Raw genomic sequence first — 20,682 nt, forward strand, 5'->3', positions numbered from 1 at the left:
CCCCGGCTTGCCCGGGTCTGTCGTGAGAGCGACTGACATGGCCGACCCGGCATGTTAAAAACCGCGGTTCTTTCTCGGAGTGCTGTTTCATGGAATTCTCTGTCTGGCTGGGCTTTTTCGCGGCCTCCTGGGCCATCAGCCTGTCGCCGGGCGCTGGCGCCATCGCAGCCATGAGCTCGGGCCTCAACCATGGTTTTCGACGCGGCTACTTCACCACTTTTGGTCTGATCCTGGGCATCCTGACCCAGATCCTGCTGGTCGGCGTGGGCCTGGGGGCCTTGATCGCGGCCTCCAATCTGGGCTTTGCCATCGTCAAGTGGGCCGGTGTGGCTTATCTGGTGTGGATGGGCGTGCAGCAATGGCGTGCCCCGGCCAAGCCGCTGGTGGCCGAAGCCGAGGAGGGCGGGCCACAGGTCAGCCTGCGCCAGTTGGTGCTGCGCGGCTGGATGCTCAATGCCGTCAACCCCAAGGGCACGGTGTTCTTGCTGGCGGTGATGCCGCAGTTCCTCAACCTCAAGCAAGACCTGCTGCCGCAATATGTGGTGATTGCTGCCACCCTGATGTTCACCGACTTGGTGGTGATGGCGGGTTACACCATCCTGGCCTCGCGGGTCTTGAAGGCCTTGCGCACGGAGCGTCAGGTCAAGCTGCTGAACCGCGTTTTCGGCAGCTTGTTCATTGGCGCGGGCTTGCTGCTCTCGGCCTTCAAGCGCAGCGCCTGAGCGGCGTTTCGTTCCTCTTCAATCGGCGCCTAGCCAGCTGGCCAGGCGCCGTTCTTTTTCTTGTCCGCCCATTTTGATGAAACCGCAACTCTCCGACCGCTGGCTGTTCTGGGGCCCGACGCTGATCTGGGCCAGCACCTGGCATGTGATCCTCTACCAGCTCGATTCGAGCGTGCCGGTGCTGAACTCGGTGGCCTGGCGCTTTGCCTTGGCCGCCGTCTTGCTACTGGCGCTGGCGCGTTGGCGCGGTGAGAGCCTGCGCCTGCCCCTGAGTGCCCATGTGCTGATGCTGGCGACCGGCATCGTGCAGTACAGCGGCAACTACTGGTCGGTCTACGAGGCCGAGCGGCATATCCCCAGCGGCCTGGTGGCGGTCTTGTTCTCGCTGATGGTGTTTGGCAATGCCTTGTCCGGGCGGCTGTTCTTCGGCCAGCGAGTGACGTCTCGCTTTTTGCTGGCCGCCAGCGGCGGCGTGCTGGGCGTGGTGATGATTTTCTGGCCCGAGATTGCCGCCACCGGCGCCCGACCCAATGCCGCTCTCGGCTTAGGTCTGGGCCTGCTGGCCGTGCTGGCCGCCTGCATCGGCAATGTGTTGACGCTCACGCTGACGCGGCGCGGCCTGGCCCTGGTGCCCATCCTGGCCTGGAGCATGGGTTATGGCGCGGTCTTCCTGATGCTGCTGGCGCTGGGCACCGGCGTGGGCCTGCGTTTTGACAGCTCCCTGCCCTATTTGCTGTCGCTGCTTTACCTGGCAGTCTTCGGCTCGGTGACGGCTTTTGTGCTTTATTTCAAGCTGGCCCAGCGCCAGGGCCCGGCGCGGGCCGCCTTGACCGGCGTGGTGATCCCGGTGATTGCGCTGGCCATCTCCGCCTTGTTGGAGGGCTGGCAACCGACTTTGCTGTCCTTGGCTGGCATGGGCCTGTGCCTGGCCAGCCTGTACGCCGCTACGCGTAAGTGAATGGGTAAGCAAATGCGCAAGTGACTGTGAGTGGCGCCCTGGCCGTGATGTCGGCCAGGACGGATCACCCTCCGCCTATTGCGCCTTCGGGTCTTGCCAGCCCAACTGCAGCAGCGGCGGCTTTTCTACCGGCACCAGCAGCCACAGCAGCAGGTAAGCCAACACGCCAAAGCCGTGGCAGCTCACGAGGCCCACAAAAATCAGGCGCCAGAGCCAGGACGCCAGCCCGCTGACCTGCGCCAGCCCGCCGCACACGCCGCCCAGCCAGCGGTCATCGCGGCTGCGCTGAAGGGCATTCAGGGCACCGCCCATGCCAGGGGCGCTTGTGCGTTGTTGCTGCTGCTGTTGTTGCTGCGGCTGGGGCCGCGCCGCGGGCTGAGGGTCATCGTCCTGCAGCAAGCGGGCCTTAGCGCGCTGGAATTCTTCGTCGCTCAAGGCGCCCCGCTGATGCAGTTCCGTCAGGCGTTCAAGTTCGGTGGCAAGTGACATGGTGTTGAGCTCCTTGGCTGGTGGCGCCGGTTGGTCCGGCCCATGGAGTCCAATGTGCCGCAGCCGCTTCAACCTTGCACCCCGCTTGCGACGAACTGCAGCGCTGGCCGACTCAGCGGATTGGCGGCTGCTTCAATGGTCGGAGCCGACCTTGCCGCGCCCGGCCTTGATGCTGCTGCGCTGTGCCTTGCCCTCCAGCCGGCGCATCTTGGAGCCATAGGTCGGCTTGGTGGCGCGCCTGGCTTTGGGGGTGTGGGCCACGCTTTGCACCAGCTCAATCAGGCGGGCCACCGCGTCGGCGCGGTTTTGCTCTTGGCTTCTGCTGTCTTGCGCCTTGATCACCACCACGCCGTCTTGCGTGATGCGCTGGTCCGATAGCGCCGCCAAGCGGGTCTTGATCAGGGCGGGCAGGCTGGAGCGCTGAATGTCAAAGCGCAGATGCACGGCGCTGGAGACCTTGTTGACGTTTTGCCCGCCCGGGCCGCTGGCGCGGATGAAGCTGAAGTCCAACTCCCAATCGGCCGGCGTCCAGTCAAGTTGCATGGGGCGCCAACTCCGTGGGTGGCAGGGCGAGGCGCAAGGCCTAGCCTGCCAGGCCAGCGGCGCCGTGATCAACCGTCACCGGCACCCGCAGCGCCAGGGCGCACATCAGCTCATAGCCGATGGTCTTGGCGGCCTGGGCCACTTCGTCGATCGGCAAGACCTGACCCTTGCTGCTACGCCCCCACAGCGTGACCTCGCTGCCGGCGCCGGCTTTGGGCAGCGCCGTCAGGTCCACCGCCAGCATGTCCATCGATACCCGGCCGACCGTGCTGCAGCGCTGGCCGTCCACCAGCACGGGTGTGCCGGTGGGGCAGTGGCGCGGGTAGCCGTCGGCATAACCGCAGGCCACCACGCCGATGCGCATGGGCGCCGTGGCGGTGAAGCTGGAGCCATAGCCCACCGTGTCGCCGGGCTGCAGGTGCTGGACGGCGATGATCTTGGAGCGCAAGCTCATGGCCGGCTGCAAATCCCAGAAGCCTTGGTCGTGCACCGGATAGTCGGGCACGCCGCCGTAAGTCAAGATGCCGGCGCGCACCCAGTCGCTGCGCAGGCGTTCGCTGTGGCGCAGGATGGCGGCGCTATTGCTCAAGGAGCGCTCGCCCGGCAGGTCGGCGCAGACGCGCTCGAAAGCCGCCACCTGGGCCTCGATGCCAATCTCGCCGTCGGCGTCGGAGAAGTGCGTCATCAGCGAAATTTCGTCCACCTGGGGCAGCACATTCAGGCGCGTCCACGCCGCGCGGAAGGCTTGCGGTGTGAAACCCAGGCGGTTCATGCCGCTATTGAGCTTGAGGAACACGCGGTGCGGCTCGTGCGTCTTATGCATGGCCAGCCAGTCGATCTGCTGCTCGCAATGCACCGTGTGCCACAGCTTCAGGCGCGAGCACAGCTCCAGGTCGCGCGCCTCGAAGCAGCCTTCCAGCAGCAAGATCGGGCCGCGCCAGCCCAGTTCACGCAGCAATTTGGCCTCGGCAAAGTCCAGCAGGGCGAAGCCGTCGGCGCTGCGCATCGCTTCATAAGCATGGGCAATGCCATGGCCGTAGGCATTGGCCTTGACGACGGCCCAGAGCTTGGCGTCGGGCGCACGGGCGCGTGCGCGGGCCAGGTTGTGGGCGATGGCGGGGAGGTGGATATGGGCTTCAATAGGACGCGGCATGGCCTGAATTGTGGCACCGCCCGGCGAGCCGACGCCGACGCAGGCCGCACCTCGGTGACGGCACTGCCATGAGCTGCGTGCTATAAACCCGCCGCAGCATCCACTTTGCCGACCGATCAAATGTCAGGATGCCGGGCCGCGCTTGCATGCGTCGGACCGGTAGGCCTTTTTCCCGCAGTATTGAATGGGCTCATGAAAAAAGGCTTTTCCATCATCATGTCAGCGCAGTTTTTCAGCTCGCTGGCTGATCAGGCGTTGTTGGTCGGTGCGATCGAGTTGTTGAAGACCAATGGCTCGCCGGCCTGGCAGATTCCGGCCCTGGGCCCGATGTTTGCGCTGTTTTACGTGCTGCTGGCGCCTTTTGTCGGCGCGTTTGCCGATGCGGTGCCCAAAGGCAAGGTCATGTTCTATTCGAACCTGATCAAGATATTCGGCTGTTTGATGATGTTGTTCGGCGCGCATCCGCTGCTGGCCTATGCCATCGTGGGCTTGGGCGCCGCCGCCTATTCGCCGGCCAAATACGGCATCCTGACCGAGTTGCTGCCGCCCTCGCAGCTGGTCAAGGCCAATGGCTGGATCGAGGGCCTGACCATCGCCTCCATCATTCTGGGCATTTTGCTGGGCGGGCAATTGGTGGGGCCGCATCTGGCGCCGATGCTTTTGAGCATCGATCTGCCCTTCATCAACACCGGCATCGACACCGCACCCGAGGCCGCCATCAGCAGCTTGGTCGTGCTGTATCTGATCGCCGCGGCCTTCAATCTCTACATCCCGCGCACCCAAACCGCCTTGCAGCCGCTGTCGCACAGCCCGTTGACCTTGCTGCGCGACTTCGCTTCTTGCAACTCGCGTCTGTGGGCCGACAAGCTGGGGCAGATCTCGCTGGCCACTACCACCTTGTTCTGGGGCGTGTCGGGCAATCTGCGCATCATCGTGTTCGCTTGGGCAGCCATGGCGCTGGGCTACACCACCACGCAAGCCTCCACCTTGGGCGGCGTGGTCGCCATCGGCACGGCCATTGGCGCCGTGGTGGCTTCGGTCTATATGCGTTTGGACCGCGCCACGCGCGTGATTCCGCTGGGCATTTTGATGGGCGTGTTGATCATTGGCTTGAACATGATCACCAATGTCTGGGCGGCGATTCCCTTCCTGATCGTGCTGGGCATGATTGGCGGCTATCTGGTCGTGCCCATGAATGCGCTGCTGCAGCACCGTGGCCACAACCTGATGGGCGCCGGCCGCTCCATCGCCGTGCAGAACTTCAACGAGCAGGCCTGCATCCTGGCGCTGGGCGCGCTCTACACCGGCATGACGCGCATCGGCTTGTCGGCCTTCATCGCCATTTCCATCTTCGGCCTGCTGGTGGCCAGCACGATGTGGATTGTGCGGCGCTGGCATCAGCGCAACTGCGTCAATCACCGCGATGAGGTGGAGCGCCTGCTGGCCTTGGCGCGCTGCGACGAGGTGCACTGAGCCTCGAATAACACTTGCTGCTGTTGCGCAAGCAAGGCGGGCAGTGCCCGATGACACGCTTGAGGGTGGGGCATGGACGATATCCGCTTGGTCTTGTATCGCTGGGTCGGCCGACACGGCCTTGACGCGAACCAGCATGCGCAATTGCTGCGCGAGGCCGGTCTGGGCCAGGAGCCCGCAGGGCTGCAGCAACGCTTGATCCAAGGCCTGGCCGTGCTGGCCGCAGCGTTGGCCGCCTTTGGCCTGCTGATGTGGTTGGCCGCCAACTGGGACGATCTGGGGCGCTTCGGCCGCTTCGCCTTGCTGCAAGGTTTGGTCTTGCTGCTGGCCCTGGCCGCTTGGCTGCTGCCAAGGCTGCGCGCCGCCTTGGGCTTGGCGCTGTTCTTGGTGCTGGGCGGCTTGTTCGCCTATTTCGGTCAGACCTACCAGACCGGCGCCGATCCCTGGCAGTTGTTCGCGCTTTGGGCCGCACTGGGCTTGCCGCTGGGCCTGGCCTTGCGCAGCGATGTGCTCTTGGCGCCCTGGGTGCTGGTGTTGATGGCCGCGATCGCGCTGTGGTGGCAGGCCGAGGCCCCATCGATCAGGCTCTTCAATAGCCATTTGCCGGCGCAGATCCGTGGCCTGCAATTGCTGCACTGGGCGCTGCTGGCGGTGCCTCTTGCTTTTCTGGGGCGGCCTTTGCGGCGCTGGACGGGCGCAGGCATCTGGTCCTGGCGCCTGGCCTTGTTGCTGGCGGTGGGGCAACTGAGCGTTAGCGCCTTGCTTTTGCTGTTCGGCGGGGATGAGACGGTGCTGTTTAGCTTGGCGCTTTTGCTGTTGGCGGGCGCAACGTTCGGCTTGGCACGGCCCGCGCATATCGAGATTTTTGGCCTTAGCGTGCTGGCCTTGGCCCTCAATGTCTTGCTGCTGGCTGGCCTGGGGCGCTGGTTGCTGGAAGACCACCGGGTCGAGCCAATTGCCAGCTTTGCCCTGCTGACCTTGGTGGGGGCAGGCTTGCTGAGCCTCTCGGTCAAGGGCTTGCTGGCGGCTGCGCGCCGGCAGCGCGAGTCGGAACAGAAACTTGGGGCGGCCGCATGAACTTGCTTGAACAACAAGCCCTGTGGTCCCGCGCCCAAGCCCAAGGCCTGCTGCCACCTGAGGCCCAGCCGCCCGCGGAAGCGCCCGCACGGCCTTGGCCCGTGGTGGTGTTGACGGCGCTGGGCGCTTGGCTTTTAGCCTGCTTGCTGTTGGTCTTGCTGGCCCTGATTCTGAAGAGCGCGCTCGAAGGCCTGGGCAGCTTGCCGGTGGCGGCGCTGCTGCTGGGCGCGGCGGTGCAGGTGTTGCGCCAGAGTGAGGTCGATGGCGAGGGCGGTGCTGAGCGCGGAAAAGCTGCCAGTGGCCTGTTCCAGCAACAACTGGCCCTGGCCGCCATGGCCGCGGGCATGGGCTTGCTGGCATACGGACTGTCGCAGGGCTTGCATCTGCCCTTCGGTGCGGTGCTGCTGACGCTGGCCTTGTTCAGCACCGGCTTGGCCTGGGTTTTGCCGCAAGCCTGGTTGCGCGCTTTGTTGGGGGCGCTGGCAGCAGGCTTGGCGCTGGGTGCGCTGTGGCAGGCTTGGTTTGAATTTTCCGGCGAATTTGCGCGTGACTTTGGTCGCGAATACCGCCGTGAAGCCTGGGCTTTGAGCCTGAACCTGGGCCTCTATCTTTTGCTGGGCCTTTGGCTTGCCGCGCAATGGCAGCTGGCCAAGGGCTGGCTGGGGTCCGGCCGGGCGCAGGCGGCTGCCGCCTTGGAAAGTTTCGCCAGCGGCTGGGGCCTGGGCCTCTTGCTGGGCTTTGCCCTGGTGTCGGGCAGCACGTTTTTGTTGCCGGCTAACCCGGGCCTGGGTTTGGCCCATGAGTTGCGCGGCAGCGTCGGCGGCTGGCCATCGAGTGCGCACACGGTTTTGGCCTGGCTGGCACCCCTGCTGTCGGCGCTCAGCAGCCTCGCCGCTGCCACTTGCTTGCTGCGCTGCTGGCCGGCGCTGCGCAGCCAAGTCTGGCTGCTGGGTGTGGCGGGAGCCTTGGCCCTGCTGGCCTGGTTCAACCCCTTGCTGGGTGCTGGCTTGCTGATGCTGGCGCAGTGCGCCACCGCAGGGCGCTGGCGCATGGCGGCCGCGGCCGGCGTGAGCTGCGCCTGGATGCTGGGCGCTTTTTACTATCAGCTGAGCTGGAGCTTGAGCAGCAAGGCCTTGGTTTTGATCCTGGTGGCGGCCGTCTTGGCGGCCATGGCGTATTGGGCTCAGCGCAGCCGTCGGTTTGAAACGGCCTCGCTCGCTGGTGCTGCCGCCACACCGCCACGCTGGACGCGCCCTGCTGCAGGCCTGCTGGGCCTGACGGTCTTGCTCACTTTGCTGCTGGCGAACTTGGGCATCTGGCAGAAGGAGCAACTGATCCGCCACGGCCGACCGATCTTTTTGCCGCTGGCGCCAGTGGACCCGCGCTCGCTGATGCAGGGCGACTATATGGCGCTGAACTTTCGGGTCATGGCCGCTGCCGCCGCGCCGGGGTCAGGTCTCGCAGGCACACCCAGCGAGCTTCCCAAGGATGCGGCGCAGCTGGTACTCAAGCTGGATGTGCGCGGCTTGGCGATCGCGCAGCGCGCCGCGGATGGCCAAGCGCTGGCGCCGGACGAGGTCCTGATCCCGCTGGTGCAGAAAAACGGCCGCCGCGTGCTGGTGACCGATGCCTACTTCTTCAAGGAAGGCGAGGCCGAGCGCTATGCCAAAGCCCGCTTCGGCGAGTTTCGCGTCGACGGCTCAGGCCGCGCCCTGCTGGTGGGCCTGCGCGGGGAGAACCTGGCGCCGCTTTGAGGGATGGCGCGGCGGCGCGGCTCTGCTTAACTGCGGCGTTTGCTCGGCTCCACCGCCTTGACGCCGCTCAGCACGTTTTCCACATGCTCTGACCAAGCGCGGGCGATCTTGAAGCAGCCGCTGTGGTTGAGGTGGATCTCGTTATGCCAGTCGCCGCTGCTACCGCTGCTGCCGGGGGTGGCCGGGGCCAGCGGCACGGTGGTGGAGTCGAACACATGCAGGCCGGGGAATTGCTCTTTGTCGGCCGCCATGCTCTTCAGCAGCAAGGCCAGGTGGAAGACCATCAACCGGCTCACCGCCGCCCAATCGGCGGCCGGCAGGGCGTAAGCCTTCAGCGCGGGGTAGAGCCAGGGGCCTGATTGCCCCAGGCCCACATCCTCGGCGCCGGCCGGGCGCGGCATCGGCACGGCGTAGCAGTGCATGAACATCGGCTTGCCGGCCGAGGGGCCTTGGTCGCGCAGGGTCAGCAGGTGGCGGACATTGGTGCGCAGATACTCGCTGTAAGTGGCCCAGCCGGGTTCAGAGAAATAACGCGCCACGCCGCTGGCCGGTGTGCCCCATTCGGTTTGGTGGCGCAAGAGGCGCAGATGCAGGGGCACGCGTGTGCCGTCCGCGGCATTGGCGGGCGTTTGCGCGGCGGCGATCATGTCGTTGCCACCCATGGACAGCAGCACGCCGTCCCAGACCGGTGAATCCGGGCCGCTGAGCAGGCGCACAAAGTCGGGCGCCGATTCCAGATCCACCAGATGGCTCAACGCGCCGCCCTTGCCGGCGCAGTTCACGGCGCAGGTGGGTGCCTTGTAGACCATCTCTTGCAGCAGATTGGCGTGCGCATTGAGCTTGTCATCGGCGGTGGAAAACCAGGAGTCGCCTTGCGCGAGCAAGCGCCAACGGAAGCTCGTCAGATCAGGCGCGGGGTCGGCAATGAAGTCCCCCGGGGTGAAGCAGGCCAGATGATTCAAAAGAGTCTCTCCCTTGCAAAACTGTGAATGACAGCAATCCCAGCGTTTGAGGGGCGCCATGCCCACGCAAAACACCATGCTATAAACCCCGGCCATTGTTGACCGACAAAGCGGCCGGGCGCCCGCGCTTTCGCACGAATCTGTTGTTGCCGGCCAACCGCCGCCAAGCACGATCAACCGCGCTGTCTTGTATCGCCCCCGGCGATCTTTTTCAAGCCCATATTCATCTCTGAGCCCATTTTTTTGAAGCCACAACTCGCGCTGATGTTTAACGCCCTGATCTGGGGGCTTTCCTGGTGGCCGTTTCGGCAGTTTCAAGCGCTCGGGCTGCACCCGCTGTGGACCACGGTGGCGCTGTACGTGCTGTCGCTGCTGGTGCTCAGCGCCAGTCAGCCGCAGGCCTGGCGCGAGCTGGCGCGTACGCCCGCCCTCTGGCTGGTGACGCTGGCTGCCGGCGTGACCAATACCGCCTTCAACTGCGGCGTGGCCACCGGGGATGTGGTGCGGGTGGTGCTGCTGTTCTATTTGATGCCGCTATGGGCGGTGCTGCTGGCGCGCCTGATTCTGGGCGAGCGCCTGACGGCCCTGGCCGGCCTGCGCATGGTGCTGGCTTTGGGCGGCGCGGCCATTGTGCTGTCGCCTGAAGGGGGCGGCCTGCCGCTGCCGGCGGGTCTTTCTGACTGGCTGGGCCTGGCCGGCGGCTTCACTTTTGCGCTCAACAATGTGATGTTGCGGCGCCAGTCCGCCAGCAATGGCCCGGCCGCTTGCGCCTTGGCCATGTTTGCCGGTGGCGTTGGCGTGGCCGGCACGGCGGCGGCCTTGCTGGCTGGCGCGTCGGTGATCAGCTGGCCCGGCCTGCCGGGTCCGATCTGGTTGCTGCCCTTGGCGGGCATGGCACTGCTGTTCTTTTTGTCCAACCTCAGCCTGCAGTATGGCGCCGGGCGCCTGCCGGCCAATGTGACGGCCATCATCATGCTGACCGAGGTGCCGGTGGCCGCACTCTCGGCCCTGTGGCTGGGCGGCGGCCAGTTGGATGTGAAGACGGCGCTGGGCGGGGTTTGCATTCTGGCCGCGGCCCTGCTGGCGGCGCTGGAGCGCAAGGCAAGCGCTGCATAAATCGGGGCGAGGCTGCGCAGCAGGGATCAGCCTGATTTGTGCAGAGCTTCCCCGGGCCGGCTAATATCCGCGCAACTCAGCAGATCGGAGCATCCCCATGGCGTCCAGCGTTTACGACTTTCAGGCCTTGTCCATCGACGGCAAGCCGGCCGATTTGGCCAGCCAGCGCGGCAAGGTCCTGCTGATCGTCAACACCGCCAGCCAATGCGGCTTCACCCCGCAGTTCAAAGGCCTGGAGTCGCTGTGGCAGGAATTTGGCGAGCAAGGCCTGGTGATCGTGGGTTTCCCCAGCAATGAGTTCGGTGGGCAGGACCCCGGCAGCAATGAGGACATCGCCTCGTTTTGTGAGCTGAACTTCGGCGTCAGCTTCCCGATGATGGAGAAGATCAAGGTCAATGGCGCCGACGCTCACCCGCTGTGGCAATGGCTGAAAAGCCAGAAGCCCGGTTTTCTGGGCACCGAGCTGATCAAGTGGAACTTCACCAAATTCCTGATCGGCCGCGATGGCCAGGTGATCAAGCGTTATGCCCCGAATGACGCACCGGCCAGCCTGCGCGCGGACATCGAGGCGGCGCTGAAGGGGGACTGCGGCATTGGCAGTACCTTGTAACTTCAGTCCCCCCTTAAATTAGCTACGCCCGTCAGGTCGTACAGTAAATATTTCTGAAGGCTGTTATTGACGAAAACTCGTAGCGTGCCAGCGCTGTACGATTGAAGTTGCGGCGTTGCTGGGAATCGATGCCTTGAATTTCCAATTTCTCGAGTGGGGATAATAAGAGTCCAATATCCGCTGTCACCGCTAATTCATTGGCAGTATTTGGAAAAATTGAAATTAAGTCTAAACCGTAGCGAACAGCGTCGCGAATCGTTGATAGGCCCCCTCGCGGAACAATCACTAGCCCATGTGATGCGGCGATAATGCGGTGGTACATGTCTTCGTAGATCGGGTATGGGTAGCAGCGAAGCCAAACTGGTCTTGTGCCTGCATCAATGAGCGACAGGGTGGGCATGTCATTGCGGAAGCTAACAATCTCGAGAGCGAGTGTTTTGTTTTCTTGCACGATCTTTCGCGCGGCTTCCAGGAAATGGTCTTTTCCTACCGATGGCTTCGGGAAGAGGACGATTCGGTAAACACTCTCGCTTCGTTCTACATCCTGTAAGCCAGGAATTCGGTTGAGAATTGGAGGTATGTGAGGAAGAATTTCAATAGGTGCTCGCCGACCTGTGCGCAGCATTTCTTCCCAGGGGGTGCGCCCGATTAGCCAACGACGCATCCCTTCGAATGCCTTTTCAACGCTGGGAGGGTAGAGCAATTTTTCGCGTAGTTCTGCATCGCGTTCCGAAGAGCGATTTGGTTCGCTCCTTATTAGGCACTGATACTTCCAGTGACGGTCAATTTCGTCATCGGAGCAAATAATGCTAAGCTTCTCTTGGGGGTACAGTTCAATCAAACGATTGATTAAGTCGGCATTCCAAGGATTTACCGAGTAAACTGCAATTTGATTGTATTGCTCAAATAGATCTAATACATTCGTTCCGTCTGTAGATACTTCATCATCGAGGGTCTCGGCGACATATTCGCGAACTCCGCGTGGCCACGCTAGCATCGCCACTTGGTCTACAAAATCCTGCGGCGATTTGTCTTTGTGAATAATGCCGAAGCGCAGTACATCAATTGGCAATGGTTCATGAATATCTAATTGAACGCTTGCGAGCAACTTCGGCATGAAGAAATCAGCTCTGGTGGTAACGACTAGTGTTCTTTTTTGGCTCATTTGTTCGAGTTATCTGATTGGTGCGAAAAAAATCTAACAAAGAGATCCCTCCCTGATCAAGGACCTCCAAAAAAACTGCGCTTCATTGTAATTCGGTAAATTCATAAAAGACCTCCATCTTGGCGTTGCCCAATCCCAATGGTAAGAAACTCCGGGATGGCTACAGTTATGTTTGGCACTCGGGCCGGTGAAGCGCGCCTCCATTTAGCCATGGGTCATGGCGTAAAAGGTCTGTGTGGGCTCGCCCTGAGGGGACAGGCTGCGTCCGCGTGCCACGCGGCGGGCTGGCATCAGGCGTTGCAATTGAGGCAACAGGGGAGGGTCTTACTCCCAATCCAGTGTGGCGAATTGCTCTGCAGCGCGGTCATGAGGGCCAGGGCGGGGGGGGCGGACATGCTTGTGCGGGGTTAATTTGTCGGCTAGCCGACATTTTCTGCGGCGCCGGCCACTAAGCTGGCGGCATGAATCTCGAATCAAGCCAAGCCTGGGCGCAGCAGTTTCGAGACCGCTGCATAACATCCCTAATGCGCGCAACTTGAAGATGCGGTGCAATACAGGGCATGGACAGTTTCTTCCTGATGGGTGCCAAGCCGCTGGTTCAAGACTCGCCGACGATGAAGTTGCACGAGTTGCTGGATTGGGTTGAGATCAGCCACAAGCTCAAAGGCTTGTACAAGCGTGAGGCCAGTAATGGCGGCGGACCTGAGCCCTATGCGCCGCTGGCGATGTTCAAGCTGATGCTGCTGGGCCAGTGGCATGGTCTGTCGGACACGCAGTTGGAGCATGCGCTCAAGGTTCGACTGGACTTTATGGTGTTCACTGGCTTCGAGCCCGGTGACGACAGCTTTCCTGATGCCACCACCATCTGCCGCTTCCGCAACCGATTGGTGACGGCCAAGCTCGATCAAGTGCTGCTGCGCCGGGTCAATGTGCAACTTGAAGGCCAGGGGCTCAAGGTGGCCGGCAGCCGGGGCGCCATCATCGACGCCACGATCATCGAGAGCGCGGCTCGGCCGAATCAACACATCGAAGTCGATGAGGACGGCCAGGCCGATGTGGTGGACAGTGCAGACGACGAAGCCCGCTGGGTCAAGAAAGGCAAGGACGCCTTCTTCGGCTATCGCGGCTACAGCGCGGTGGACACAGAAGATGGCTATGTCGAGCACGTCGAAGTCCACCCCGCCAACCAAGCCGAAGTCAACAAGTTGCCCGGCATCGTGGAGGCGCTCGCAGCGCAAGGCGTCCAGCCTGAGGGTGTGCTGGCCGACAAGGGCTACGCGAGCGCAGCCAACCGGGAGTACCTCAAGAACAAGGGCATCGGCGACCTGATCCAGTTCAAGGGGAGCCGAGGCAACCCGGTGCATCCTTTGCAGACGCAGATGAACCGGGCCATCGCCACGCTGCGCTACAAGGTCGAGCAAGGCTTCGGGACAATGAAGAGAAAGTTCCACCTGAGCCGAGCGCGGTACTTTGGCGCGGCCAAAACGCAGGCGCAAATGGCGTGGGCGGCGCTGGGTGTCAACCTGCTCAAGGCGATGAGGAAGCTGCAAAGCGGACGGCTGCAGCCGTGTGCAGGGAGTAGTCCGTCTTGATGGGCCAAAGGGCCCGAAGGAAGGGCCGAAAACCCTTCAAAACGCTCTAAAACCGAGCGATTTTTCCGCATCATGGAATCCTCGCCTGCCGCTGAGGTGGGCGAGTTTGCAGAGCGGGTTATGCAGCGGTCTCGTTTCGTCATTTTGCCGCGCTGGAATGCCTGCAAGACCCGCTCTACGTGGCGATATGCCAAGCGGTGGCGGATACGCCTGAGCTGCTCGCCCTGATGGCCCATGCGCCGCCCACTCAAGCCATTCCCAATCTGCTGCTGGCGGCCCTGCATGAGCGGGTGTTGGCCGGCGTGGCCCATCCCTTGGCGGACTACTACCCCAGCGTGGGCGGCCAACGCTTGCCTGACGCGCAGCTGCCGGCGCTGCTGCTGGATTTCGCGCGCCAGCAGCAGGCCAGCCTGATCGAATCCCTGCGTGAGCGCCGCACTCAGACCAATGAGATCGGCCGTTGCGCCGTGCTCTGGCCGGCCCTGCAACACATCGCGGGCTTGAGCGGAAGCCGCAGCCGCGTGCTGAGCTTGATCGACTTCGGCTGCAGCGCGGGCCTGAACCTGGGCGTGGACCGTTACCGCTACCGCTATCAAACCGAGTCCGGCGCGGGCTTTGTGCGCGGCGCGCCAGTCGGGCCCGAGCGGCCCGAGATCGTGTGTGACTGGCTGGGCGCAGCCGCCGCGCCCCCGGCCGAGCAGGCTTGGCAGCTTCAGCAGCGCGTGGGTTTGGATCTGGCCCCGCTGGATGTTCAGGACCCGGCGGCCCTGCGCTGGCTGCATGCCTGCTTATGGCCGCATGAGCGTGAGCGGGCGCGCCGGCTCGATCAAGCCGTGGCCCTGGTGGACCAGCACCGCATAAAGCAATGTGAAGATGGGCTGAGTGTGCTGGAGGCGCAGTTGGCCGCGGGTGACTTTGCCGGCAGCCAGGTGGTGCTGTTCAATAGCTGGGTGCTGTACTACTTCACGCCCGCCGCCTTGCAGGACTATCAGGCGCGCGTGCGGCGACTGGTGCTGCAGCATGGCCTGATTTGGCTCAGCGCCGAGGGGGCGGCCTTGCGTCCACCGGGCCTGGATCTGCCGCCCTTGGCCGCCGAGCGCGCCGGCGCCAGCGCCACCTTGTGGACGCTGCAGTGGGCCGCTAATGGGCAGATTCAGCAGCAGGCGCTGGCTTGGTCACACCCGCATGGGCGCTGGCTGGCTTGGTGTGCTTGAGCGGGGCGTGATCAGGCGGGCTCACTCGACGGCGCGCTGAACACCTTGAAGCCGTCTCCGCCCGCATGCTTGGCTTCGTACAAGGCCAGGTCGGCTTGCTTGAAGATGTCGCCGGTGGCGCTGTCGCGGCCGACAAACAAGCTGATGCCTATGCTGCAGCGGCAGGGCCAGTCCGGCGCGCCAGCCCCCAGCGCGACGGGCGCGTTCAAGGCGTCGAGGAGTTTGGCGGCGATCCGCCCGGCGTTGGCGGCGGCGGTGTCAAAGTCCTCGCCCAAGCCGCTCAGCAGCACCACGAACTCATCGCCGCCCATGCGGGCCACGGTGTCTTGGCCGCGGATCAAGGTCTTCATGCGGCGGGCCACCTCGATCAGGAGCAGGTCACCGGCATCGTGGCCCCACTGGTCGTTGAGACGTTTGAACTTGTCCAGGTCCAGCATCATCAAGGCACAGAACTGCCTGCTGCGCTGGCTGGCTGCGAGAGCAAGCTCCAGCCGGTCGCTGAGCAGGCGGCGGTTGGGCAACTGGGTCAGTTGATCGAGGTAGGCCATCTCCCGGATCTGGTCTTGAATCGCCTTGCGCTCGCTGATGTCGCGCACCGAGATGTAGAAGCAGGGCTCGCCGGCGATCTCAAAAGCGCTGACATTGAGTTCCACGTCACGCATCTCGCCTGCCTGCCCTTTGCGGATCAACGTTTCCAGGCTCAGCAACTCATTGCCCGCGCGCAGGGCGACAAAGGTGCGCGCCCGTGCGCGCTTGTCCGGCCACAGCTGCAGCAGTTCGAGCCGGCTCATGGCCACCAGCTGTTCGCGGCTCAGGCCCAGCAACTCGCACAAGCGGTCGTTGACGATGTTCAGGCGACCCTTGCCGTCCAGCACCATGATGCCGTCGCTGGCCCGCTTCAGATACATGCGATTGCGCAGGCTGGCTTGCAAAGTGGCTTGGGTGGCTTTGCGCAGGGTCAGGCCCAGCAGCACCGAGACGATGGCGAAGCAGCAAACCAAAGCGGCGGCCGCTGCGATCTCGCCATACCAGCCGCGCAGATAGTCTTGGCTGGCCAGGCCCACCGCCAGCAAAAAGGGTGCGGCGTGCAGTCGCCGCATGCTCACCACCCGGTCGATGCCACCGGCACCGTCAGCGTTATGAAAATTCCCGGTCACGGCGCCGGCGTCGATCAGTTTCTGGAATTCCTTGGACACGACGCGGTTGCCGATCTCACCCGCCGGGCTGTCGGGTAGTGGCGGGTTGCGCGCGATCAGGCGCTGATCGGCGTCGCGCAAAGCGACGGTGCCGCCGCTACCCAGGTCAAGTCCGTAAATCAGCTTGCTGAAATACTCAACTCCGATGGGCGCGATGACCACGCCGGCGAAGTGCCCCTGGGCATCGACAAAGCGGCGCGCCGAGACAATCACATAGCTTTGATCCACGCGCGAGCGGAGCAGGGGCGACAAGATGCGCTGCGGCTCGGTCTGGGTCTTGGCGCGTTGAAAATAGTCCCGGTCAGCGATGTTGACCACATCGGCGGCGGGCTCCACACCCTCATTGACCAGGCCGTTGCCCTCGGCGTCGTAGACGCGCAAGGCCGGCAGCTCGGGCATGTTTTGCAGGCGGCGGGCCAGAAAGCTCAAGGCTTGGTCGGTCTGAATGCCACCGGCGCGGATTTCGCGCTCCAGCTCATCGGCGACGCTGGCCAGCACCAGATCAATCTTCTCGATGCTGCTGGAGATATTGCCGTCCAACGTGTTGGCGATATTGGCCGTCTGCGCGTAAGCGCGCTCGTCAAAGAGCTGTTTGCTGCTGCTCAGCGACCACCAGAAGAAGATCGCCACGGTGGCGTTGGCGAGCAAGAGAATGGCCACGATGGAGGGCCAGAGCCACGACTCCCTGCGGGTGCTGAGTTTGGGCATGAAGGGGCGGAATGGGTAGGCGCGGCTGATGGCCGCGCGGCGGATCAAAAACTTGAGGCCAATTGGACCTCATCCGAGCCCTGCCGATGGGGGCAACAGGCTTTTATTCGTGGCTTTATTCCGGCGCGCCTAGCCGCAAATGCTCAGCCGAGCCGGAAAGCGCTTCTTGGCCCCTCGACGCCGACGCGGCTCAGGCGCGAAATCACCAGGGCGTTGAGATCCTGCTCTGCGATGACAAACTCGCTGCCGAGTTGCCAGCGCCATTGCTCGCCATGCCGGCTCCAGAGCAGGTAGCGCTCACCCTCCGCCGGCTTGCCGGGCGGCAGGCGCAACTGCCAAGCCGGTGCGGCATCGGCCGGCTCGGTTGTGGGCAAAGCCAGCAGCAGCGGGGTGGGGGCGGGCTCCGGCAGCGTGACGTCCAGCCAGGGCGTGGCCGGCGGCATGGCGGCTTGAGCGTAGACGCCTTGCTTGAGCGCAAGTGCCAGGCCGCGCCGGTTCTGCAGCAAGGCCACCATGCTGAAGTGCGCATGGCCGGTGGCGGGCGCGCGAGCACGCTGCAATTCGATCTGCGCGCTGATCTCACTGATCGGCCAGCTGTCGGCCTTGTCCGTCACCTTGCTGGTGAACAGGCCTGGCCAGATATGGCGCTGCAGCGGGTTCTGCGCGCGCCAATAGTCCAGCAAGACATCAAACGCCTGCGGCGCTTGCTTGATGGGCCAGTAGAGCTGGGGCGCCAGATAGTCCAGCCAGCCATTGGCCAGCCACAGCTCCACATCGGCATAAAGCTTGTCGTACTGGCTGAAGCCGGCAATGCCCGGCGGCCGCAGCGCCGGCTTGGGTAGGCCGAAGGGGCTGATGCCAAAGCGCACCCAGGGCTTGCTGCTGAGCCGGATGGTTTGCTGCATGCGCTGCACCAGCTGATCGACATTGCGCCGGCGCCAGTCCGCGCGGCTCAGGCTGCCGCCGCTTTGCACAAAGCGCTGCCAGCTCGGCTCATCCGGGAAATCAAGCTCTTGCTTGCTGGCCGGCTCGGTGATGGGGTAGGGGTAGAAATAGTCGTCGATGTGGATGCCGTCCACCTCGTAGCGCGCCAGCACATCGGCGATGACGGCCAGGCAGTGGTTGGCGGCGGCTTCTTCGCCGGGGTCGATCCAGAGCTGGTCGCCGTAACGCTTGACCCATTGCGGCTGGGTCTGGCTCAGGTGGCTGGCGGCGGGCGCCGATTGGGCCTGGCTTTGGCGCGCGCGGAAGGGGTTGAACCAGGCGTGCAGCTCCAGCCCGCGCGCATGGGCCTCGTTGATCCAAAAGGCCAGCGGGTCGTAGAAGGGCTCTGGGGCCAGGCCTTGCGTGCCGCTCAGGTACTCGCTCCATGGCTCCAGCGCGCTGGGGTAGAGCGCATCGGCGCTGGTGCGCACCTGCAAGATGATGGCGTTGAGCTTGAGCGCCACGGCGCTGTCCAGCAGCGTCCGCACTTCGGCCTGCTGCTCGGCCGTGCTGAGGCCTTTGCGGCTGGGCCAGTCGATATTGGCCACCGTCGCCACCCAGGCGGCGCGGAACTCGCGCGGCACTGCGGGCGCTTGCTCGGCCAGTTCGGGCGCGGGCAGCAAGCGCGGTGGATTGGCCAGGGCAGGCTTCAGCGGCGACTGCGCGCAAGCCATCAGCGCGGCGGCGCTGCCGCCAATCAGGCTGCGGCGCGACAAGGCTTTGGACTTGGGCTCGGCACTCATGCGGGCTCCTCGTCCTGCTTCTTGCCGAAGTCGGCCGGGATCTTGATCAGCGCCGCCATCGCGAAGGAAGGAATCGTGGCCACCAGCACCCAGATGAAGAAGTTCAGATAGCCCAGCTGATCCTGCAGCCAGCCGCTCCACATGCCAGGAATCATCATGCCCAGCGCCATGAAGCCGGTGCAGATGGCGTAGTGCGCCGTCTTGTGGGGACCATCCGCGACCAAAATCATGTACATCAGATAGGCGGTGAAACCGAGGCCATAACCGAACTGTTCAACGGCCAGCGCCGCGCTGATCAGTACCAAGCTGCCGGGGTGCGCCAGGGCCAGCGCCACAAAAGCGATATTGGGCACATGCATCATCAGCACCAGCGGCCACAGCGCTTTTTTAAGGCCCACGCGCGAGATGATCCAGCCGCCCAGCAAGCCGCCCAGGGTCAGGGCGGTGAGGCCCACCGTGCCGTAGGCGATGCCGACTTGCTTGGTCGTTAGGCCCAGGCCGCCGTCGGCTTGGCTATCCAGCAAGAAAGGCGTGGCCAGCTTGAGCAGCTGTGCTTCCGGAAAACGGTAAAGCAGCAAAAAGCCCAGGATCACCCAGATGCCGGGCTTGCGGAAGAACTCCGCGAATACTTGCAAGAAGTCGCGCAGCAAGCCGGCCGAGCCGGCGCGGCCCGGCCCTTGGGCATCGGCCGCCGGGCGCGGCAGCACGAAGAAGTGATAGGCCGCCATCAGCGCAAACAGCCCGGCCAGCAGCGCGAAGACGGCGCTCCAGGCGGTCGTCATGCTGCCGGTGCGCTCTTGCAGCTCACCGGCCAGATAGACCAAGCCGCCCTGGCCGCCGATATTGGCCAGGCGGTAGAAGGTGGAGCGCACACCGACAAAAGCGGCTTGGCTGTGCTGCGGCAGGGCCAGCATATAAAAGCCGTCTGCGGCAATGTCGTGCGAGGCCGAGGCGAAGGCCATCAGCCAGAACACCGCCAGCGTCATTTGAAAGGCCTGCGGGCCGGGGATGGTCAGGGCCACCATGGCCAGGGCCACGCCGATCAGGAATTGCAGCGCAATGATCCAGCTGCGCTTGGTGTGGAAGAGCTCAATCAGCGGCGACCACAGCGGCTTGATGACCCAGGGCAGATAGAGCCAGCTGGTGTAGAGCGCGATGTCGGTGTTCGAAAATCCCAGGTTTTTGTACATGATGACCGACAGCGTCATCACCACCACATACGGAATGCCTTGGCCGAAATAGAGCGAGGGGATCCAGCGCCAGGGGTTGACCTTTTTTTCGCTCATGGTGATAACAAGGCCTGGCGCAGATTGCCGTCGGCGGCGTCCAGGGCGGCGCGAGCCTCGCCCACGCTCAGCTGCTTGTTCAGGGCCAGCACCGCCAGCTTGACGTGGTGGCCGCACTGCGCCAGCACGGCTTGCGCGCGCGCCTCATCGGCGCCGCTGATGCGCATGGTCAACGCCAGGGCGCGTTGCAGCAGCTTGGCATTGGTGGGTTTGAGGTCCACCATCAGATTGCCGTAGACCTTGTTGAGTTTGACCATCAGTGCGCTCGAGAATGTGTTGAGCGCTATTTTCTGCGAGCTACCGGCCTTCAGCCGCGTGCTGCCTGCAATCAATTCAGCTCCGGTGTCCAGAAAGATGCCGATATCGGCCTGCGCCGTCAGCGCCGCCCCAGGGTTGTTGGCAAAACCCAGGGTTAATGCGCCCCCTGCGCGTGCCGCCCGCAGAGCGCCCATCACATAAGGCGTGGCGCCGGAAGCGGCCAGCAGCAAGACCACATCGTTGGGCGTGGGCGCCAGGGCCAGCATCTCCGCCGCGCCTTGCGGGCCATCGTCTTCCGCCCCTTCAATGGCCACAAACATGGCGCGCTCGCCTCCGGCCAGCAGGGCCAGGGCGCGCTCGCGCGGCCAGGAGAAGGTGGGGTAGAGCTCCACGCTGTCCAGCACACCCAGCCGGCCCGATGTGCCGGCACCCACATAAATCAAGCGCCCGCCGGCCTGGATGCGCGGCAAGGCCGCCGCCACCGCAGCGGCAATTTGAGCGCCCGCCGCCTGCACCGCCCGCACCGCGTCGAGCTGGTCCTGCACCAAGGTGTCCACCAGCGTGGGCAGGGCGTAGAGGTCCAGATCTGGGTGTTGGGTGCTGGAGGCTTCGGTGTTCAACATGGCGGGTGTGGGCTGCAGCCAGGCAGCCAGGCATGACAAGGTGCTGCCGACTCTAG

17 protein-coding genes and 1 pseudogene are annotated in these 20,682 nt (G+C 64.0%); 9 read left to right on the plus strand and 9 right to left on the minus strand.

Annotated features, from left to right (window positions below; all coding sequences use genetic code 11):
* Positions 1 to 89 precede the first annotated feature (89 nt).
* A complete protein-coding gene (locus AT984_RS20035; RefSeq protein ID WP_058721610.1) occupies positions 90 to 722 on the plus strand; it encodes a LysE family transporter in 633 nt (210 codons plus the stop codon).
* A gap of 76 nt (positions 723 to 798) precedes the next feature.
* Complete coding sequence (locus tag AT984_RS20040; protein WP_058721611.1) at positions 799 to 1,680, plus strand: DMT family transporter; 882 nt, start codon at positions 799 to 801, stop codon at positions 1,678 to 1,680.
* Positions 1,681 to 1,755: 75 nt separating this feature from the next.
* Here AT984_RS20040 and AT984_RS20045 read toward each other — a convergent pair whose 3' ends face one another.
* The 3 genes from AT984_RS20045 to alr form a co-directional block, all read right to left on the minus strand.
* On the minus strand, positions 1,756 to 2,169 hold the full coding sequence (locus tag AT984_RS20045) for a PspC domain-containing protein (RefSeq protein ID WP_058721612.1): 414 nt from the start codon (positions 2,167 to 2,169) through the stop codon (positions 1,756 to 1,758).
* 132 nt (positions 2,170 to 2,301) lie between these two features.
* Positions 2,302 to 2,712, minus strand: coding sequence for an alternative ribosome rescue aminoacyl-tRNA hydrolase ArfB (arfB, locus tag AT984_RS20050; protein WP_058721613.1), 411 nt, complete (start codon positions 2,710 to 2,712; stop codon positions 2,302 to 2,304).
* Positions 2,713 to 2,752: 40 nt separating this feature from the next.
* Entirely contained in the window at positions 2,753 to 3,865 is a 1,113-nt protein-coding gene (gene alr / locus AT984_RS20055; protein WP_058721614.1) for an alanine racemase, read from the minus strand.
* Between the two features lie 192 nt (positions 3,866 to 4,057).
* On the opposite strand from alr, the gene lplT reads away from it, so the two are divergent.
* The 3 genes from lplT to AT984_RS20070 all read left to right on the plus strand — a co-directional run bounded on the left by lplT (position 4,058) and on the right by AT984_RS20070 (position 8,169).
* Entirely contained in the window at positions 4,058 to 5,338 is a 1,281-nt protein-coding gene (lplT, locus tag AT984_RS20060) for a lysophospholipid transporter LplT (RefSeq protein ID WP_058721615.1), read from the plus strand.
* A gap of 72 nt (positions 5,339 to 5,410) precedes the next feature.
* On the plus strand, positions 5,411 to 6,415 hold the full coding sequence (locus AT984_RS20065) for a DUF2157 domain-containing protein (RefSeq protein WP_058721616.1): 1,005 nt from the start codon (positions 5,411 to 5,413) through the stop codon (positions 6,413 to 6,415).
* A complete protein-coding gene (locus AT984_RS20070) occupies positions 6,412 to 8,169 on the plus strand; it encodes a GDYXXLXY domain-containing protein (RefSeq protein WP_058721617.1) in 1,758 nt (585 codons plus the stop codon). The genes AT984_RS20065 and AT984_RS20070 overlap by 4 nt, the downstream gene beginning before the upstream one ends.
* 26 nt (positions 8,170 to 8,195) lie before the next feature.
* Here the strand turns inward: AT984_RS20070 and AT984_RS20075 are convergent, their stop codons facing one another.
* Positions 8,196 to 9,131 (minus strand): hypothetical protein, encoded by a 936-nt coding sequence (locus AT984_RS20075; RefSeq protein ID WP_058721618.1) that lies wholly within the window; start codon positions 9,129 to 9,131, stop codon positions 8,196 to 8,198.
* A gap of 264 nt (positions 9,132 to 9,395) precedes the next feature.
* Between AT984_RS20075 and AT984_RS20080 the strand changes: the two genes are divergently transcribed.
* Together AT984_RS20080 and AT984_RS20085 are read left to right on the plus strand one after the other, a co-directional pair.
* Positions 9,396 to 10,247, plus strand: coding sequence for a DMT family transporter (locus AT984_RS20080; protein WP_058721619.1), 852 nt, complete (start codon positions 9,396 to 9,398; stop codon positions 10,245 to 10,247).
* Positions 10,248 to 10,344: 97 nt separating this feature from the next.
* Positions 10,345 to 10,857 carry a glutathione peroxidase gene (locus AT984_RS20085; protein ID WP_058721620.1) on the plus strand — a complete coding sequence of 171 codons (513 nt, stop codon included), beginning with the start codon at positions 10,345 to 10,347 and terminating at the stop codon, positions 10,855 to 10,857.
* A gap of 31 nt (positions 10,858 to 10,888) precedes the next feature.
* On the opposite strand, the gene AT984_RS23115 is transcribed toward AT984_RS20085, so the two are convergent.
* Positions 10,889 to 11,974, minus strand: coding sequence for a hypothetical protein (locus tag AT984_RS23115; protein WP_156422140.1), 1,086 nt, complete (start codon positions 11,972 to 11,974; stop codon positions 10,889 to 10,891).
* 608 nt (positions 11,975 to 12,582) lie between these two features.
* Between AT984_RS23115 and AT984_RS20095 the strand changes: the two genes are divergently transcribed.
* Together AT984_RS20095 and AT984_RS20100 are read left to right on the plus strand one after the other, a co-directional pair.
* Positions 12,583 to 13,614 (plus strand): IS5 family transposase, encoded by a 1,032-nt coding sequence (locus AT984_RS20095; protein ID WP_058719059.1) that lies wholly within the window; start codon positions 12,583 to 12,585, stop codon positions 13,612 to 13,614.
* Between the two features lie 143 nt (positions 13,615 to 13,757).
* Positions 13,758 to 14,828: pseudogene (locus tag AT984_RS20100) on the plus strand (DUF2332 domain-containing protein); the annotation flags it as partial.
* An 11-nt stretch (positions 14,829 to 14,839) separates the two neighbouring features.
* Here AT984_RS20100 and AT984_RS20105 read toward each other — a convergent pair.
* From AT984_RS20105 to AT984_RS20120, 4 genes are all read right to left on the minus strand, one after another.
* On the minus strand, positions 14,840 to 16,732 hold the full coding sequence (locus tag AT984_RS20105) for a bifunctional diguanylate cyclase/phosphodiesterase (protein ID WP_156422141.1): 1,893 nt from the start codon (positions 16,730 to 16,732) through the stop codon (positions 14,840 to 14,842).
* A 143-nt stretch (positions 16,733 to 16,875) separates the two neighbouring features.
* Positions 16,876 to 18,459 carry a glycoside hydrolase family 10 protein gene (locus AT984_RS20110; RefSeq protein ID WP_058721624.1) on the minus strand — a complete coding sequence of 528 codons (1,584 nt, stop codon included), beginning with the start codon at positions 18,457 to 18,459 and terminating at the stop codon, positions 16,876 to 16,878.
* Positions 18,456 to 19,745, minus strand: a complete 1,290-nt coding sequence (locus AT984_RS20115) for an MFS transporter (RefSeq protein ID WP_058721625.1) — start codon at positions 19,743 to 19,745, stop codon at positions 18,456 to 18,458. Before AT984_RS20115 ends, AT984_RS20110 begins: the two co-directional genes overlap by 4 nt.
* Positions 19,742 to 20,626, minus strand: a complete 885-nt coding sequence (locus AT984_RS20120; RefSeq protein ID WP_058722493.1) for an N-acetylmuramic acid 6-phosphate etherase — start codon at positions 20,624 to 20,626, stop codon at positions 19,742 to 19,744. The genes AT984_RS20115 and AT984_RS20120 overlap by 4 nt, the downstream gene beginning before the upstream one ends.
* Positions 20,627 to 20,682: the final 56 nt, after the last annotated feature.

This window comes from Paucibacter sp. KCTC 42545, from assembly GCF_001477625.1.
Lineage (GTDB): Bacteria > Pseudomonadota > Gammaproteobacteria > Burkholderiales > Burkholderiaceae_C > Paucibacter_A.

Bases quoted from the DNA above. Each gene is read 5' to 3' on its own strand.
- AT984_RS20095 (WP_058719059.1), top strand. From the start codon at position 12,583: ATGGACAGTTTCTTCCTGATGGGTGCCAAGCCGCTGGTTCAAGACTCG.
- AT984_RS20080 (WP_058721619.1), top strand. From the start codon at position 9,396: ATGTTTAACGCCCTGATCTGGGGGCTTTCCTGGTGGCCGTTTCGGCAG.
- AT984_RS20085 (WP_058721620.1), top strand. From the start codon at position 10,345: ATGGCGTCCAGCGTTTACGACTTTCAGGCCTTGTCCATCGACGGCAAG.
- AT984_RS20045 (WP_058721612.1), bottom strand. From the start codon at position 2,169: ATGTCACTTGCCACCGAACTTGAACGCCTGACGGAACTGCATCAGCGG.
- AT984_RS20110 (WP_058721624.1), bottom strand. From the start codon at position 18,459: ATGAGTGCCGAGCCCAAGTCCAAAGCCTTGTCGCGCCGCAGCCTGATT.
- AT984_RS20120 (WP_058722493.1), bottom strand. From the start codon at position 20,626: ATGTTGAACACCGAAGCCTCCAGCACCCAACACCCAGATCTGGACCTC.
- arfB (WP_058721613.1), bottom strand. From the start codon at position 2,712: ATGCAACTTGACTGGACGCCGGCCGATTGGGAGTTGGACTTCAGCTTC.
- AT984_RS20115 (WP_058721625.1), bottom strand. From the start codon at position 19,745: ATGAGCGAAAAAAAGGTCAACCCCTGGCGCTGGATCCCCTCGCTCTAT.
- AT984_RS20065 (WP_058721616.1), top strand. From the start codon at position 5,411: ATGGACGATATCCGCTTGGTCTTGTATCGCTGGGTCGGCCGACACGGC.
- AT984_RS23115 (WP_156422140.1), bottom strand. From the start codon at position 11,974: ATGCCGAAGTTGCTCGCAAGCGTTCAATTAGATATTCATGAACCATTG.
- alr (WP_058721614.1), bottom strand. From the start codon at position 3,865: ATGCCGCGTCCTATTGAAGCCCATATCCACCTCCCCGCCATCGCCCAC.
- AT984_RS20070 (WP_058721617.1), top strand. From the start codon at position 6,412: ATGAACTTGCTTGAACAACAAGCCCTGTGGTCCCGCGCCCAAGCCCAA.
- lplT (WP_058721615.1), top strand. From the start codon at position 4,058: ATGAAAAAAGGCTTTTCCATCATCATGTCAGCGCAGTTTTTCAGCTCG.
- AT984_RS20040 (WP_058721611.1), top strand. From the start codon at position 799: ATGAAACCGCAACTCTCCGACCGCTGGCTGTTCTGGGGCCCGACGCTG.
- AT984_RS20105 (WP_156422141.1), bottom strand. From the start codon at position 16,732: ATGCCCAAACTCAGCACCCGCAGGGAGTCGTGGCTCTGGCCCTCCATC.
- AT984_RS20035 (WP_058721610.1), top strand. From the start codon at position 90: ATGGAATTCTCTGTCTGGCTGGGCTTTTTCGCGGCCTCCTGGGCCATC.